We start from the raw sequence: 15482 nt of genomic DNA on the forward strand, positions 1-15482 counted from the left end.
AATAGCGGAAAGAGGCAGGCAATTTCAACTGCACCTGCATTCCATAGCTGCGTAGGGCTCGTCTCCTCCGCATATCCGAAAACCGATCCGTTCATAAAGGGACAAGGCGCGGTTGGAACGGAATACTTGGAGTCGAATCGGTTTCCCGCAAGCTGCGGCAGCATCTTTCAATTGTTTTAACAAGGTTGTTCCAATGCCGTTGCTCCTATATTCAGGCAATAGGGAGATATCGATCAATTGGATTTCTTGATCCGTTTCACCGACTATGATTCTTCCCACTCGAACCCCTTGATTCCAAATGATCTTTTGCTCGGCATGAGGATATTGGCTCTCATAGGATCGCTTTTGACAATGGAACTGCATGCGCAAAAAAGCATCCAGCTCATCGTTTCCCCACCCCCAGCAAGATACTTCCTCATTTCTAGTGCTGCAATATATTTTATAAAGGAAAGCCTCGTCTCCCGGCGTTGCTTCAACTGTGGTTAGCATAACTGGTTTCCCAATCCACCTCCCTGAATATCAAATTACATCATCATATTTACAGAGCGGGGGAAGTGTGTGGAGGGGGTTGAGGGTGTTTTTTTGTTTACAAATTCATCCTTTCGCCATATAATTGTACTGACTAGTCAGTACATATTGTGAGGGAAGGTGAAACTCGAATGACGAAGCACTCGATTCAAGTTCAAGGCAGCCGGTTCGTGGATGAAGAAGGACGGCAGGTCATTCTGCATGGCATTAATATGGTCAATAAAGATAAAGCGTGCAATTATGTCGGCTTGTGGGAAGAAGAGGATTTCCGCAAGCTGAAGGAGTGGGGGTTCAACGTCGTGCGGCTCGGCATCATTTGGGACGGCGTTGAGCCGGAGCCGGGCAAATATGACGATGCTTATCTCGCGGAGACGGAGAAGCTCGTCGACGATGCGGCGAAGCACGGTTTGTGGGTATTCCTCGACATGCATCAAGATTTGTACGGCGTCGATTATGGTGACGGAGCGCCGCAATGGGCGACGCTTACGGATGGCGAACCGCATGTGACGGGCGACGTATGGAGCGACGCGTATTTGATCAGCCCCGCCGTGCAGCGCGCGTTCGACCGATTGTGGAGCAATGCGCCGGCTGCGGACGGCGTCGGGCTGCAGGATCATTATGCGGCGGCATGGCGGCACGTGGCGAAGCGGTTCGCAGGACATCCTGCAGTGATCGGCTACGATTTGATGAACGAGCCGTTTATCGGGTCGGAAGTAAATCGGGTGCAACCACTCATGTTTAAGAAATATGCCGAGGAGTACGCTGCGGCGCACGGAATAGCCGAGCCGAACATCGAGCAATTGATCCAGGACTTTTTCGATCCTGAGAAGCGGATGAACGTTTTGCAATTTATGGGCGAAGCAGGTCGCTATTCGGCCATTATCGATGTTGTCGCCGAGGGTTACGCCCGGTTCGAGCGGGAGACGTTATCGGCCTTTTTCTCCAAGGTGACACAGGCGATTCGACAGGTTGATTCGGACACGGCTATTTTTTTGGAAACGAATTATTTTTCCAATATGGGGGTTAAAAGCGGGATCGAGCCCGCTGTCGGCGTAAACGGAGAACGCGATTCGCACCAAGTTTATGCGCCTCACGGCTATGATCTCGTCACCGATACGAGCTTTTCGGATGCGGCGAATGCGGACCGGGTTCGGCTCATCTTCGAACGTCATGAACAAACGCGGGAGCGTCTTGGCATGCCGATGTTGATCGGGGAATGGGGTGCGTATTACGGCTCTGCCGGAGCAAAGGATGCAGCATATGCCGTAAAGGAAAATTTCGAGCGGCTATTGTGCGGAGATACGTATTGGAGCTACGAGGGTCGCAATATGGACCGGTATACTTTCTTCAAGGCGATAAGCCGTGCATACCCGATGAGGATTGCCGGTCAATTGAAGCAGTACAGCCACGACCCCGATACCGACGTTTTCACGATGGCGTGGGAGGAAGAACATGCTTCGGCTCCAGCAGGGGAGGCCGCTGCGCCTACTGTCATTTATGTTCCGGATCTTGCGGCGGCAAGAGACGGAGGCGTTTCCTTATCGTCGGCTGACGACTCGTATACGCTGGAAAACATCGAGGGAAGCAAAGCGGGATATGTGATCGTACCTCCTGCGTCAGCATCAGGGGGGCAGCTCGAAAGAACGATTCGGATCGGAGTCAGTAGATCGACGAAATAAAATCTAGACGGTTACGCGGGCAAGACGGCGTAGCCGTTTCTTCTTTTTAAGGGCATACGGCAGGTTAAATGTAACAAGACTGAAAGGGGCTGTTTTTCGAGTAGCAACAAGTTTTTGGCGAGTTTTCAGCAAATAGAGTGGAGATATATGTGGAGATGAGCAGGAGGATCGATGAGTACGGATGAGAGAGGATGTGTCTGGATGATTATGTAGAGCACGGCTGGGCTAAGGTGGGCTTGGATATATCTTGTAGAGCTCGAGTGGGCGAAGATGAGCTGGATGATCGAGATGAGATCGGATTAGGGAAGATAAGCTAAGATTAGCTAAGATTAGCTAAGATGATGAAGATGCGCTCAGATGGGAGAAAATGTGCTGAGATGATCATTAGCTCGGATATGGGAAGATGAGCTAAATGATAAATATGGATTCGGATGCATGAGATAATGAAGATGAGCTCAATTAGGGATATTAGCTGAGTTGATCAAGATGAGTTCTGGTGTGGGGAAATTACCTTTATGTTGGATGAGCTCCGGTGAGAATAGATTAGCTGAGATGCTAAATAGGAGCTCGGGTGGGATATTGAAAGGAATTTCTGCTGCTTTTTGAAGTAAGCCAAAAATTTCTGAAATTCAGAAAGAAATTGCTGAATTCAGGGACAAAAGAGGGCGGATAAACGAGATTCAGAAAGTAATTTCTGAAATTAGCCAAAATTTTCTGTTTTTCAGTAAATAATTTCTGAGTCTTCTGAATCCGTAGTTGAAAGTAGATTTTTTCAGAAAATATTTGCTGAATTTCAGCCAAAAATTTCTGAATAGTCCGCATGGTGGAGGTTTCGTGGTGGTGTCGGACCATATTGTGGGGCGCGCTGCCAGCTTTTATGTACATTGGCACAACTTGCGCAAGAGCCACGCAAGAGCCACGCAAGAGCCACGCAAGAGCCATGAGCCACACAAAATGCTCCGGGGCCAAGTATTTTTCATTCATTTGACTCTGTGTCGCCCCCTCTTTTATAATTAGATCGTTAATGATGTTGTTAACGATAAAAACGATACAACGACCTAAAGGGGAGGGTGGTATGGAGAAAGCATCCGGCTTTGAGAAATTGAAACAAGATTTTTGCGAACGGACAGCATTAAATTTTGAACAGGATGGAAGCAGTCCCCTACTTGGGCGTATTTTTTCGCATCTCATTTTTGCCCCGCACCCGCTCGGTTTGCAGGAAATGGCCGACAAGCTTGGCGTGACGAAAGCAGCCGTCAGCATTCAAATACGCCGCCTGGAAAAAACGGGCGTATGCCATAAGCGTGCACGCGGCAATGATCGCAAAGATTTTTATTCGATCGACGATTCTTTCAGCTTAACGCTAATTGGTTCAATGTTCGAGAAGCTGTCGATTGAAAGCAAATATTGCAAAGGTGTCTTAAAAGAATTGGAGCAATGCAAGGATATCGAGGAAGACAAAGAATCGTTTGCCGTGTTCAAGCGCCGCATGAATGAATTGAATGCGCTGCTGGAAATTTTTCTGAAGCGTCTCGACGGATTCGAGGAAGAATGGAAGGAAAGGCGCGAACAGCTGGAGCTTGAACATTAAATAAAAATAGAATGATGGAGAGGGAGTGTGAGGTTTGAACAGCATTATTAAGTTTTCGCTGCATAACAAGTTTGCGATTTGGATTTTGACGGTACTGGTCGTTATCGCAGGGTTATACTCCGGAACAAAAATGAAATCGGAGACGATCCCGAATATCGATGTGCCGATCGTCATGGTGACGACCGTCTATCCTGGAGCGTCGCCGGAGGAGATTCTGGATAAGGTAACGAAGCCGCTCGAGCTTCAGGTCCGTAACCTGCAAGGCGTTAACGTCGTCTCTTCGACTTCGATGGAAAATGCCTCCTCTATCGTGCTGGAATACGATTATTCCAAGAACATGGAGAAAGCCGAAACCGAAGTCAAAGACGTTATTTCCAAGTTTACGCTGCCGACCGGCGCGCAAACGCCATCGGTGTCGCGGTTGAATTTGAACGCTTTCCCCGTACTGTCGATGAGCTTGTCCGACAAAGGGAAAACGCCGGAGCAGCTGACCGAATACGTGGAAAAAGAAGTATTGCCGGTATTGCAAGGCATAAACGGCATGGGTTCGGTTCAAGTGTCCGGCCAACAGCTGAAGGAAGTGCACATCAAGTTTAACGAAGATAAGATGAAAGCTTTGGGTTTGAGCCAAGATACGGTCAAAGGGATCATTCAAGGCTCGGTTGTTAAGTTTCCGCTAGGGATCCAGGAAGTTGGCGATACCGAAAAATCGCTTGTCATCGACGGCAATATTACGACACTTGAAGATTTGCAAAATGTCGAAATACCGGCAATTCCGCAGCAGGCTGCAGGGAAAGGCCAAGGGGCCGCTTCGGGAGCCGGCGCAGGCATGCCGAATGCCGGTGCCGCCGGTGGATTCGGCCAAGCCGGTGCGCAGGGTGCAGGCGGAGCGGGCGGGCAGCAGCAAGCTCCGCAAGGGCAAGTGCAGCAGCCTGCGACGGGGCAAGCGATGCCGCCGATTGCGCTGCCGACGGTGAAGCTGAAAGACATAGCCGACGTCCAAATCGTCGGCGTGCTGGAATCGATCTCGCGCACGAACGGCGAGCCGTCGATTTCGGTGCAGGTCGTCAAGGCAGCTGACGCCAACACGGTTGACGTCGTGAACAGCGCCAAAGACAAAATGGCCGAGTTCCAGAAAAACGATCCGGATCTGAAGGTCGTTTATGCCTTCGACCAAGGGAAGCCGATCGAAGAATCGGTCAACACGATGCTGAGCAAGGCACTCTTCGGCGCGTTGTTCGCGGTCATCATCATTTTGCTGTTCCTGCGAAACTTCCGGACGACGATCATCTCGGTCGTTTCCATTCCGCTGTCGCTGCTTATCGCCATTATTCTATTAAATGAAATGAACATTACGCTGAACATCATGACGCTTGGCGCGATGACGGTAGCGATCGGACGCGTCGTCGATGACTCCATCGTCGTCATCGAGAACATTTACCGCCGCATGTCGCTGACCGGCGAGAAGTTAAAGGGCACGGAGCTGATGCTCGCAGCGACAAGGGAAATGATTACGCCGATCATGTCGTCCACGATCGTTACGATCGCCGTATTCCTGCCGATGGGGCTTGTAAGCGGGCCGATCGGCGAAATGTTCATGCCGTTTGCATTAACGATCGTATTTTCATTGCTTGCATCTTTGCTCGTTGCCATTACCGTCGTGCCGATGATGGCGCACTCCTTGTTCAAGAAAGGACTTCGCGACACGCAGCGCCACGACGAGAACAAAACCGGCAAGCTTGCGGCTTCTTATGTCGGCATCTTGCGCTGGTCGCTCAACCATAAGCTGATTGCGTTTGGCCTCGCCGTTATTTTGCTGATCGGCAGCTTGTTCCTCGTACCGCTCGTCGGCATGAGCTTCCTGCCTTCGGACGAGCAGAAGATGGCGATCGTCTCCTACAATCCGGCTCCTGGCGAAAAGCAGGCGGACGTCGAGTCCTTGTCGCTGAAGGCGGAGGAAATGCTGATGAAGCGCGAAGGCGTCACGATGGTGCAATATTCCGTCGGCGGCAAAAATCCGATGAACCCAAGCGCGTCGAAGCAAGCTTTGTTCTACGCCGAATATAAGAAAGAGTTCAAAGCGTTCGATAAAGAGAAGGAAGCCGTGGTCAAAGATTTGAATGCGCTCGGCGGCAAGGGCGAGTGGAAGGAAATGAACATGGGCGGCGCAACCGCAAGCAGCAATAAGCTGACTTTGCACGTCTACGGCCAAAGCCTGGATGAAATCAAACCGGTCGTCGACCGCATCACCGACTTGATCGGCAAAGATGATCGGCTTGGCAAAGCCGATACCGGCTTGTCCAAATCGTACGATCAGTATACGCTCGTTGCGGATCAAGCGAAGCTGAGCAGCTATGGTTTGACCGCGGGGCAAATTGCGATGGCGCTTATGCCGGAACGCGAACGCCCGGTATTAACGAAGATCAAAAACGAAGGTCAAGAGATCAACGTTTATATTGAAGTCGACAAGAAGCATTACAAGGATAAATCCGATATTGAAAATGTTACGGTCACATCGCCGCTTGGCATCCAAGTGCCGGTGAAAGACGTGATGAAGGTGGAAGAAGGCACATCGCCGAACACGGTGACGCTGCGTAACGGACGGATCTATACCGACGTTTCCGCCGACATCAAAGTGAGCGACGTATCGAAGGTGACGGCCGATCTGAAAAAAGAAATCGAAGGCATCGAGAAGCCTTCCACCGTTGAAGTTAACTTCGGCGGCGTCGCCGAGCAAATGGCGGACTCGTTCTCCCAGCTCGGCATGGCGATGCTGGCTGCGATCGCGATCGTATACTTCGTTCTCGTCGTTACGTTCGGCGGCGGTCTTGCGCCGTTCGCGATCCTGTTCTCGCTGCCGTTTACGGTCATCGGCGCCCTCGTTGCGCTTCTGATCGCCGGCGAGACGCTTAGCGTATCGGCGATGATCGGCGCGCTGATGCTGATCGGTATCGTCGTCACGAACGCGATCGTCTTGATCGACCGCGTCATCAAGCGCGAGAAAGAAGGCCAATCGACGCGCGATGCGCTGCTGGAGGCGGCGAAAACGCGCTTGCGTCCGATTCTGATGACCGCCCTCGCCACGATTGGCGCGCTGCTGCCGCTTGCCTTCGGTTTCGAAAGCGGCGGACTCATCTCCAAAGGGCTCGGCGTTACGGTTATCGGCGGCTTGATCAGCTCGACGCTGCTGACACTGGTTATCGTACCGATCGTATACGAGTTCCTCATGAAATTCCGCAAGAAACGTACAGCGGAACAATAAGCAGCATCCCGGAACGGTTCGCCGCTCGAATGAGCGGCGGACCGTTTTTTATAGTAGAAAGTAGAAGAGATCATCTTCGAGGATTCGTCTATTGACATCGGACATATCGGTTCATTTACAATGGAGTAAGCGATTACATCGAAGCGTGCTACGATCGGCTTTACCAAGAGGGGAGGCTAGGGCATGCCCACTTACGGACAATATGCGGCGGCGTTTGCCGGAATACCGATGCCGTTCGCATTTTTGGACTTGGATCTGCTTGCCGAGAATACGAAGGATTTGCTCGCGGCAAGCGGAGGCAAGGCGGTGCGCGTCGCCACCAAATCGCTGCGCTCGATTGACGTGCTGCGGCACATCATGGCCAGCAGCGGACAGTTCTGCGGCGTAATGAGCTATACGGCGGAGGAAGCGCTATTTCTGGCGGAGCGAGGCTTCCGGGATGTGCTCATCGGATATCCCGTATATGACCGCTCCAGTATCGATGCGATTGCCCGCAAGGCCGCGGAAGGGCAGCCGATCACCTTGATGGTGGATACGCTCGCGCATGTGGAGCGCATCGAGCAGGCAGCGGCATCGTTTGGCGTAAATCTACCCGTGTGCATCGACTTTGACATGTCGTCCGACTTCCCCGGGCTCCATTTCGGCGTCTGGCGATCGTCGCTGCGTACGGTCGATCAAGCCGTCGAACTGGCGAAACGTATCGCCTCATCGCGCCATGTGTTTCTGGACGGCATTATGGGTTATGAAGCGCAAATCGCCGGCGTTGGCGATGCGCTGCCGGGACAGCGGCTTAAAAATGCGCTCGTCCGCTGGCTGAAGCGCAAGTCGCGGCGGGAGCTCGCCGATAGGCGGGCGGCGCTCGTCGCCCGGCTGAACGAGCTCGGCATCCCGCTTCGGTTCGTGAACGGCGGAGGCACGGGCAGCCTGCATACAACGCGTATGGAGGATGCGGTGACCGAGGTTACGGTCGGCTCGGGATTTTACGCCCCCGGGTTGTTCGACCAATTCCGCGATTTCAAATACCGTCCGGCGGCCGGATATGCAATCGAAATCGTCCGGCAGCCGCGGGACGACCTATATACGTGCCTGGGAGGCGGCTATACGGCCTCCGGCGTCACTACGCCGGATAAGGCGGCAAAGCCGTATTTGCCGGACGGAGCGGAGCTGACGCCGCTGGAAGGAGCCGGCGAGGTGCAGACGCCGATTCGATACCGTGGACCCGAGAAGCTCGCGATCGGCGCGCCGGTCTTCATGCGCCATGCCAAAGCGGGAGAGCTGTGCGAGCGGTTTTTGACGCTGCATTGCATTGCTGGGGGCCGCGTCGTCGGCGAAATGAAAACGTATCGTGGAGAGGGGCGGTGCTTTTTATGAGCAAGTTCAGCAATCATGGCCATGCAGGCGAAGCCGGATCTGCTGGGAAACTGAAATGGCGCAACTGGTCGGGGCTCGTACGGAGCACGCCGGAGCGAATCGTGTACCCGGAGTCGGTAGAACAGGTCGTTGCCGTTATGAACGAGTGCTGCAATTCGGGCAAATCCGTACGCGTCGTCGGTTCGGGTCACTCTTTTACGCCGCTGGTCCAGACCGATCGGGTATTGCTGTCGCTGGATCGGATGCAAGGCGTACGGTATGTCGACGATCATGAGCGGATTGCAACCGTTTGGGCGGGAACGCGATTGAAACGGCTTGGCGAAGAGCTGTTCCTGCACGGCTACGCGCAAGAAAATCTAGGCGACATCAACGAGCAGTCGATCGGCGGAGCGATCGGCACCGGGACGCATGGAACGGGTAAGGCGTTCGGCAGCTTGTCGACCCAGGTCGTCGGCTTGACGATCGTGACCGGCAGCGGCGAGGTTGTGGAATGCAGCGAGACGGAAAACCGCGAATGGTTCAAAGCCGCCCAAGTTTCGCTCGGCATGCTGGGGGTGATCGTTGAAGTCAAGCTGCGGGTCATTCCGGCGCAGACGATGCATTTCAGCAGCAAACGGATGAAACTGGACGATTGCCTGAACGGGCTGGAGCTGCTGGCTGCCGAAAACCGGCATTTCGAATATTATTGGTTCCCGCATACGGACGTAGCCCAAGTGAAGCTCATGAATGCGACGGAGGCGTCTGCCTCGCAAAACAGCCTGTGGAACCATTTCAACAAACTTGTCATCGAGAACGGCGTGTTCTGGTTATTGTCCGAATCGTGCCGGTTGTTTCCGAGGTTATGTCAATCCGTCAGCCGCATCTCGGCAAAATTCGTGCCTGTATTCGAGGAGGTCGGATACGGCCATCAATTATTCGCGACGCCGCGGCTCGTCAAGTTTAACGAAATGGAATACAACGTGCCGGCGTCCTGCATGAAGGCGGTACTGGAGGAAATGCAAGCATGCGTCAAGGAACGGCAATTCGCCGTTCATTTTCCGGTGGAATGCCGTTACGTCAAAGGAGACGACATTTGGCTGAGCCCCACTTACGGCCGCGACTCGGCTTATATTGCCGTTCATATGTATAAAGGCATGCCGCATGAGGAATACTTTGCCGCGATGGAAAGCATATTCCGCAAGTACGGCGGCAGACCGCACTGGGGCAAAATGCATACGCGCCAAGGCGAAGACTTGGCGTCCCTGTATCCGCACTGGCAAGACTTTATGAATGTCCGGGCCCAAGCGGACCCGCAAGGCGTCATGCTGAACCCGTATTTGCGAACATTATTCGGCATAAGCGAAAAATTGAACGAACAATCAAGGGGGTATGACGATGCAGTGGGATGAGCAGGGAATCGGACGTTTGATGGACGATCAACGTCGATATTTCGCGACGGGTGCAACGCTCGCGCGGGAATTCCGGATCGAGCAGCTGCGGAAGCTTCGGCTCAGCATCGAGCGGCGGGAAGCCGACATCGCCGAAGCGCTCCGGCAAGATTTGAACAAGTCCCACAGCGAAGCGTATATGACGGAAATCGGCCAAGTGCTGAGTGAAATTACGTTGGCGATCCGCAGCCTGAAGAAATGGATGAAGCCACGCCGGGTCCGGACGGCGATGTCCCATTTCGGCTCCCGCGGCTATGTCCGGCATGAGCCTTACGGCTCGGTGCTGATCATCACCCCGTGGAATTACCCCTTCATGCTTTCGCTTATTCCGATCGTAGGCGCTATCGCGGCGGGCAATTGCATGGTGCTGAAGCCGTCAGAGCTGTCTTCGCATACGTCGCAGGTAATGTCTGGATTAATCGGCGACACGTTCGATCCCGCTTACATCGCCGTGACGGAGGGAGGACCGGAGATTAGCGGCATGCTGCTGGAACAGAAGTTCGACTACATTCTGTTCACGGGCGGAACGAAGGTAGGGAAAATCGTCGCCGAGGCTGCCGCGAAGCAGTTGACGCCGGTGACGCTGGAGCTGGGCGGCAAAAGCCCCTGCATCGTGCATAAGGACGCCGATCTGAAGCTTGCGGCCAAGAGGATCGCATGGGGCAAGGTGCTGAATGCCGGGCAAATTTGCGTAGCGCCGGATTACATTCTGGTACATGAAGCTGTCAAGCCGCAGCTTTTGGAACTGCTCGCGTCCGAGCTGCGTGAAATGGCCGGCGACGTTATCGCGAACCAAGGCGTTTATCCCAAGATCATCAATAAACAGCATTTCGAACGTATCGTAGGCTTGATCGATTCGAAGCGCGTCGTCCATGGCGGAAGGAGCGACGAATCGCGATTGCTCATCGAGCCTACCGTAATCGACCGCGTATCGTGGGACGATCCGATCATGCAGGAGGAAATTTTCGGTCCGCTTTTGCCGGTAATCGGTTTTTCCGACCTGTCCGCGGCGATTGCGCGCATCAAGGACCGGCCGAAGCCGCTCGCTTTGTATTTGTTCGCCTCATCGAAGGAGACGCAGGAACATGTCATGGACCGGATATCCTTCGGGGGAGGTTGCATTAACGATACGATCATGCATATCGGTACCCCTTATCTCCCTTTCGGCGGCGTCGGAGAAAGCGGTGCGGGCGGCGGGTACCGGGGCAAGCATACGTTCGAATTGTTTTCGCATCATAAAGCCGTATTAAAGCAAACGACTTGGTTTGATTTGCCCATTCGATATATGAATTCGGAGAAGTCGCTTCGTTTGTTCAAAAAGATCATGAAATAATCGGGCGCGGAGTGAGGCAACGATCCAAGAAAGCAATCTCCCTGACGAATAAAGTGGACTATCCTACAGTCAGGGGGAATGTCGATGGCGGCGGTACCATCCCGGATTATATGGAGCAAATGGCTGAAAACGGCGGCGTTGTTATCCGATCCGCGAATTGCTCCTCATGTTCCGGAAACTAGCAAGTTCACTGCGGAAGCGCTGCGGCGAATGCTCAGGGAGCACGGCTTCGTTGTGCTCAAGCCTGTGAAGGGCAGCTGTGGCGTCGGTTTAATGAAGGTGACGCAAAACGGAGGGACGTTTACGTACAAGTCGTATAACGCGAATCGGACGTTCGGCAGTTTCGATCCGCTGCTTCGTGCTGTCAATCAAGGCCGTCGCAACCGACCCTATTTGATTCAGCGGGGAATTCCGCTGGCAACGATTCAAGGAAGGCCGGTCGACTATCGCGTGAAATATATGAAGCAGCCCGACGGAAGTTGGATGTTTCGCGCGCTTGTCGCGCGGCTCGCGAGACCCGGCTTGTTCGTAACGAATTTAAGCCGCGGGGGGACTCTAATGTCGTCGGCTCAGGCAATCAGAGAGTCGCTCAATGGCGGCATGGTCGAAGCCAAAAAAGATGAAATGCGAAACATGGCGCGCATATGCAAGGAAGCGTTGGTCAAACGTTTTCCGGGTCTTGGGCAGCTAGGGTTCGATTTCGGTCTGGATCAGAGCGGAGTATTATGGATTTTCGAAGTGAATACGAAGCCGCAATAAAATATATAAATATGTAATCACCTCATCCTTTATGAATAATTTTTTTTATCTCCTCGAGGGACATGCATCCTGTGCATAACGTTATGCACATAATCCACGTAGTTAAACCGCCTGTTTCGACACTTGCCAACAAAATATTCACAGCCTATCCACACTATCGTGTGGATAACAGAACGCTTGTTCCTTTTTGGGGGACGTGCTAAGATAAAGGAAATAATAGGAAAGGATGATTGATATGACCTCGTTGAGCGATGCGATGCTTGTCGACTCATATGAAATGGCGATTGACCTTCAGCTGGATGATGAATTTATAATGCTGCTGCTCGCTGAAATCTGCAGACGCAAATTACATATAGAGCCAATGACGAATTGAGCACCGCGCTCGCATTGGCAGTTGTCCCGCAAGTTAACCGGGCCATTCGATCACCGCAACGGCTTGCGTCGACCCGCACCTAACGCAATAGGCAGCGTGAACGCAGCGATGGCTGGACGCGTCGTCGAAGCCGTTCGTCAGCTTGGCCGCCTCGATTTCGCGATATGGTGCATAAGGTCCGAGCAGGTCGTCGAACCTGCCGTAATCCACCGCCGGCTCGTTGCACTTGGGACAAGCCGCTTCGAGCGATTGAATGCCGTTGCAAACGGGACAATAATGAAGCAAAGGGTACCCCTCCTCATACCGTGTACGGTTCGATAGGAGTAGGGTACCCTTATTTTGTCGTCTTATCGCGGCTAAAATTTCATGTTGCTGCTATGTCCCGGGGACAGCTTCGCATCCGGATCGATATAAACCTTCGCGTTGTTGATCGCGGTTGGCGCTTCGCCGAAACCGACGGCGATCAGCTTCAGCTTGCCGGGATACGTCGTAATGTCTCCCGCCGCAAAAATGCCGGGTATGCTCGTTTCCATCCGGGAATCAACGACAATCGATCCGCCGTCGATGTTGATGCCCCACTCGGCGATCGGTCCGAGCGAGGAGACAAAGCCGAAATTCACGATGACGTCGTCGACTTCAAGATCGTACGATTCGCCGGATTTGACATCGGTAATCGTGGCGCGCTCGATCCGGTCCGAGCCGTGCAATCGGGTAATTTCCTTCGGCGTGACGACGTTCACCTTGGATTGCATTAAGTTCTCGACGCTGTGCTCGTGCGCGCGAAATTTATCCCTGCGATGGACAAGCGTCACTTGCTCGGCAATCGGCTCCAGCATAAGCGCCCAGTCTACGGCGGAATCTCCGCCGCCTGTCAGCAGCACTTTTTTTCCGGCGAACATTTGCAAATCGCTTACGAAGTAATGCAAGTTTTTCTTCTCGTATCGGGTTGCTTCAGGCAATTCAAGTCGACGCGGTTCAAATGCACCGACGCCGGCCGTAACGATAACCGATTTGGCATAATGAACCGTCTTGTCCGTCGTAATCTCGAATAATCGTTCGTTTTGTTTGACTACGCTAACCACTTTTTCTTCGAGACAAATTTCCGATTGGAACAGGCTCATTTGCTGCTTCAAATTATTTACGAGCTCTTGTGCGGTGACTTTTGGAAAGCCGGCTACGTCATAAATGTATTTTTCCGGGTAAAGTGCCGCTAACTGTCCGCCCAGCTGAGGCATGCTTTCGATCAGCTTGACGCTCGCCTGGCGCATTCCCCCATAAAAAGCCGCGAACATGCCTGCCGGTCCGCCGCCAATAATGATAATATCCACTACATGTTGACTGCGATCGTTTTCCGTCACTGAACTGCACCTCCGTATATGTTGCTTCCATTATAACTTACATTTTGCGGAATGAAACCAATTTTCATGGTTTTTTCTGTCGGGAGGAAGGGCCGCAACTTTTTAGACAAAACTACATGGACATTTAGTTAAAATGACAGTTGCTATTTTGTACGGAAAATAATAATATTGCATTTGACTAGTGAAAATATGTCGAAAATACTAGGCTTGGGCAACTTTTCATCGAAATAAAACAGATCATTCAAGCGAAACATAATGACAATAACAAACGTATAATGGTATGTGTAATTTTTCACAGATATAGACAATAAAACATTATTTGGGATGGAAGGGATCTATTGATGAGCCGAATACCGAGAATCGTCATACTGGGAGCAGGATACGGCGGAATCGTCACTGCGATTCGATTGCAAAAAGAGCTTAACTATAATGAAGCGGATGTGACGTTGGTCAATAAACACGACTATCATTATATTACGACGCATTTGCACATGCCTGCTGCGGGAACCGACAATCCTGAAAATGCTCGCGTCAACATTTTGAAGCTGATCGACGAATTTAAAATCGATTTCGTCAAATCGACGGTCGTGCAAATTCGCGTCCAAGATAAAAAAGTCATACTGGAAGACGGCACGTTGTCCTACGATTATCTCGTCATTGGACTTGGCGGGGAGCCTGAAACATTCGGCATTCCGGGACTTGCCGAGCATGCGATGAACATTCGCAGCATCAACTCCGTTCGCTTGATCCGCGAGCACATCGAATATCAATTCGCCCGCTTCAAACGCGAGCCGAGACGTACCGATTATTTGACCTTTGTCGTCGGCGGAGCCGGCTTCACGGGCATCGAATTTATCGGCGAGCTCGCAGACCGCATCCCGAAATTGTGCAAAGAATTCGACGTGGATCCTTCCATCGTCAAAATATATAACGTCGAGGCCGCTCCATCCGCTCTTCCGGGCTTTGATCCGGAATTGGTGCAATATGCGATGGAAGTGCTCGAGAAAAAAGGCGTTACGTTCAAAATCGGCATGGCTATCAAGGAATGCACGCCGGATGGTGTTATTCTTGCCGACGGCGAGCAAATCAAGTCGTCCACCGTCATTTGGACGGGAGGCATTCGCGGCAACCGGCTCGTTGAGGAAGCGGGTTTCGAAGCGATGCGCGGACGTGTCAAGGTCGACGAGTACCTGCGTGCTCCGGGCCATGACAACATCTTCATCCTTGGCGACAGCTCGATCGTGATGAATCCGGAAGGACGTCCTTATCCGCCGACCGCACAGATCGCAACGCAGCAAGGTTATGTGTGCGCGCAAAATTTGGTCGCATCGATCCGCAATGAGCCGCTCAAATCGTTCGAATACAAGAACAAAGGGACGGTTGCCTCCCTTGGCAAAGGCGAAGCCATCGGCATCGTCGGAACGCGCAAGATGAAGGGCGGCGTTGCAGCTGCCATGAAAAAAGTCGTCGATATGCGCTACCTGTACTTAATCGGCGGCATACCGCTTGTCATCCGCAAAGGCCGGTTCTAGTATGAGACATTGCAGCGTTCAAGTGCGCGGTTTACTTACTCGAGAGGAATTGGATCGATACAATGCTTTGATCGAGGTGGGCCAGTTTCTGGAATCGCAAAATCGGTATGACCTCGCTTATTCGGTTCAGAAAGAAATCGATATTCTCATCTTGCCGGGCATTGAAAGGCTGAAGGAAAAAGGCCGGGAACGGGATCGGGCCACGGAAGCTTATTTGAATGCCAAGCAGCAACAAGATAACGATGATGATGACGAAGACAATTAGAAAG

The 15482-nt window shown here is 52.4% G+C and carries 14 protein-coding genes; 10 read left to right on the plus strand and 4 right to left on the minus strand.

Annotation, left to right across the window (positions count from 1 at the left end; genetic code table 11):
- Positions 1 to 24: 24 nt before the first annotated feature.
- Positions 25 to 489, minus strand: a complete 465-nt coding sequence (locus AC0LWM_RS17640) for a GNAT family N-acetyltransferase (protein ID WP_474676289.1) — start codon at positions 487 to 489, stop codon at positions 25 to 27.
- 170 nt (positions 490 to 659) lie between these two features.
- On the opposite strand from AC0LWM_RS17640, the gene AC0LWM_RS17645 reads away from it, so the two are divergent.
- A complete protein-coding gene (locus tag AC0LWM_RS17645) occupies positions 660 to 2207 on the plus strand; it encodes a cellulase family glycosylhydrolase (RefSeq protein WP_474676290.1) in 1548 nt (515 codons plus the stop codon).
- A gap of 555 nt (positions 2208 to 2762) precedes the next feature.
- Here AC0LWM_RS17645 and AC0LWM_RS17650 read toward each other — a convergent pair.
- Positions 2763 to 3191 carry a hypothetical protein gene (locus AC0LWM_RS17650; protein ID WP_474676291.1) on the minus strand — a complete coding sequence of 143 codons (429 nt, stop codon included), beginning with the start codon at positions 3189 to 3191 and terminating at the stop codon, positions 2763 to 2765.
- Between the two features lie 91 nt (positions 3192 to 3282).
- Here AC0LWM_RS17650 and AC0LWM_RS17655 point away from each other — a divergent pair, with 91 nt between their 5' ends.
- The 7 genes from AC0LWM_RS17655 (at position 3283) to sda (ending at position 12323) form a co-directional block, all read left to right on the plus strand.
- The gene (locus AC0LWM_RS17655) at positions 3283 to 3798 is read left to right on the plus strand and encodes a GbsR/MarR family transcriptional regulator (RefSeq protein ID WP_474676292.1); all 516 of its coding nucleotides are present in this window, start codon (positions 3283 to 3285) and stop codon (positions 3796 to 3798) included.
- Between the two features lie 34 nt (positions 3799 to 3832).
- Positions 3833 to 7060, plus strand: a complete 3228-nt coding sequence (locus tag AC0LWM_RS17660; RefSeq protein ID WP_474676293.1) for an efflux RND transporter permease subunit — start codon at positions 3833 to 3835, stop codon at positions 7058 to 7060.
- A 183-nt stretch (positions 7061 to 7243) separates the two neighbouring features.
- The gene (locus AC0LWM_RS17665; RefSeq protein WP_474676294.1) at positions 7244 to 8431 is read left to right on the plus strand and encodes an amino acid deaminase/aldolase; all 1188 of its coding nucleotides are present in this window, start codon (positions 7244 to 7246) and stop codon (positions 8429 to 8431) included.
- Positions 8428 to 9819: a D-arabinono-1,4-lactone oxidase gene (locus AC0LWM_RS17670; protein ID WP_474676295.1), complete on the plus strand. Its 1392-nt coding sequence runs from the start codon at positions 8428 to 8430 to the stop codon at positions 9817 to 9819. The genes AC0LWM_RS17665 and AC0LWM_RS17670 overlap by 4 nt, the downstream gene beginning before the upstream one ends.
- Positions 9806 to 11191, plus strand: a complete 1386-nt coding sequence (locus tag AC0LWM_RS17675) for an aldehyde dehydrogenase (protein WP_474676296.1) — start codon at positions 9806 to 9808, stop codon at positions 11189 to 11191. The genes AC0LWM_RS17670 and AC0LWM_RS17675 overlap by 14 nt, the downstream gene beginning before the upstream one ends.
- A gap of 84 nt (positions 11192 to 11275) precedes the next feature.
- Positions 11276 to 11950, plus strand: coding sequence for a YheC/YheD family protein (locus AC0LWM_RS17680; protein ID WP_474676297.1), 675 nt, complete (start codon positions 11276 to 11278; stop codon positions 11948 to 11950).
- A 235-nt stretch (positions 11951 to 12185) separates the two neighbouring features.
- Positions 12186 to 12323 (plus strand): sporulation histidine kinase inhibitor Sda, encoded by a 138-nt coding sequence (gene sda / locus AC0LWM_RS17685; protein WP_474676449.1) that lies wholly within the window; start codon positions 12186 to 12188, stop codon positions 12321 to 12323.
- A 33-nt stretch (positions 12324 to 12356) separates the two neighbouring features.
- On the opposite strand, the gene AC0LWM_RS17690 is transcribed toward sda, so the two are convergent.
- Positions 12357 to 12608: a hypothetical protein gene (locus tag AC0LWM_RS17690; RefSeq protein ID WP_474676298.1), complete on the minus strand. Its 252-nt coding sequence runs from the start codon at positions 12606 to 12608 to the stop codon at positions 12357 to 12359.
- Between the two features lie 71 nt (positions 12609 to 12679).
- Positions 12680 to 13681, minus strand: coding sequence for an NAD(P)/FAD-dependent oxidoreductase (locus AC0LWM_RS17695; RefSeq protein WP_474676299.1), 1002 nt, complete (start codon positions 13679 to 13681; stop codon positions 12680 to 12682).
- A 341-nt stretch (positions 13682 to 14022) separates the two neighbouring features.
- Between AC0LWM_RS17695 and AC0LWM_RS17700 the strand changes: the two genes are divergently transcribed.
- Together AC0LWM_RS17700 and AC0LWM_RS17705 are read left to right on the plus strand one after the other, a co-directional pair.
- Positions 14023 to 15213, plus strand: a complete 1191-nt coding sequence (locus tag AC0LWM_RS17700; RefSeq protein ID WP_474676300.1) for an NAD(P)/FAD-dependent oxidoreductase — start codon at positions 14023 to 14025, stop codon at positions 15211 to 15213.
- A gap of 1 nt (position 15214) precedes the next feature.
- On the plus strand, positions 15215 to 15478 hold the full coding sequence (locus AC0LWM_RS17705) for a hypothetical protein (protein ID WP_474676301.1): 264 nt from the start codon (positions 15215 to 15217) through the stop codon (positions 15476 to 15478).
- Positions 15479 to 15482: the final 4 nt, after the last annotated feature.

It is taken from the genome of Paenibacillus sp. sgz302148, from assembly GCF_056120465.1.

Coding starts and splice junctions, on each gene's coding strand:
- AC0LWM_RS17640 (WP_474676289.1), bottom strand. CDS start 489: ATGCTAACCACAGTTGAAGCAACGCCGGGAGACGAGGCTTTCCTTTAT.
- AC0LWM_RS17645 (WP_474676290.1), top strand. CDS start 660: ATGACGAAGCACTCGATTCAAGTTCAAGGCAGCCGGTTCGTGGATGAA.
- AC0LWM_RS17650 (WP_474676291.1), bottom strand. CDS start 3,191: ATGAATGAAAAATACTTGGCCCCGGAGCATTTTGTGTGGCTCATGGCT.
- AC0LWM_RS17655 (WP_474676292.1), top strand. CDS start 3,283: ATGGAGAAAGCATCCGGCTTTGAGAAATTGAAACAAGATTTTTGCGAA.
- AC0LWM_RS17665 (WP_474676294.1), top strand. CDS start 7,244: ATGCCCACTTACGGACAATATGCGGCGGCGTTTGCCGGAATACCGATG.
- AC0LWM_RS17670 (WP_474676295.1), top strand. CDS start 8,428: ATGAGCAAGTTCAGCAATCATGGCCATGCAGGCGAAGCCGGATCTGCT.
- AC0LWM_RS17675 (WP_474676296.1), top strand. CDS start 9,806: ATGCAGTGGGATGAGCAGGGAATCGGACGTTTGATGGACGATCAACGT.
- AC0LWM_RS17680 (WP_474676297.1), top strand. CDS start 11,276: ATGGCGGCGGTACCATCCCGGATTATATGGAGCAAATGGCTGAAAACG.
- sda (WP_474676449.1), top strand. CDS start 12,186: ATGACCTCGTTGAGCGATGCGATGCTTGTCGACTCATATGAAATGGCG.
- AC0LWM_RS17700 (WP_474676300.1), top strand. CDS start 14,023: ATGAGCCGAATACCGAGAATCGTCATACTGGGAGCAGGATACGGCGGA.
- AC0LWM_RS17705 (WP_474676301.1), top strand. CDS start 15,215: ATGAGACATTGCAGCGTTCAAGTGCGCGGTTTACTTACTCGAGAGGAA.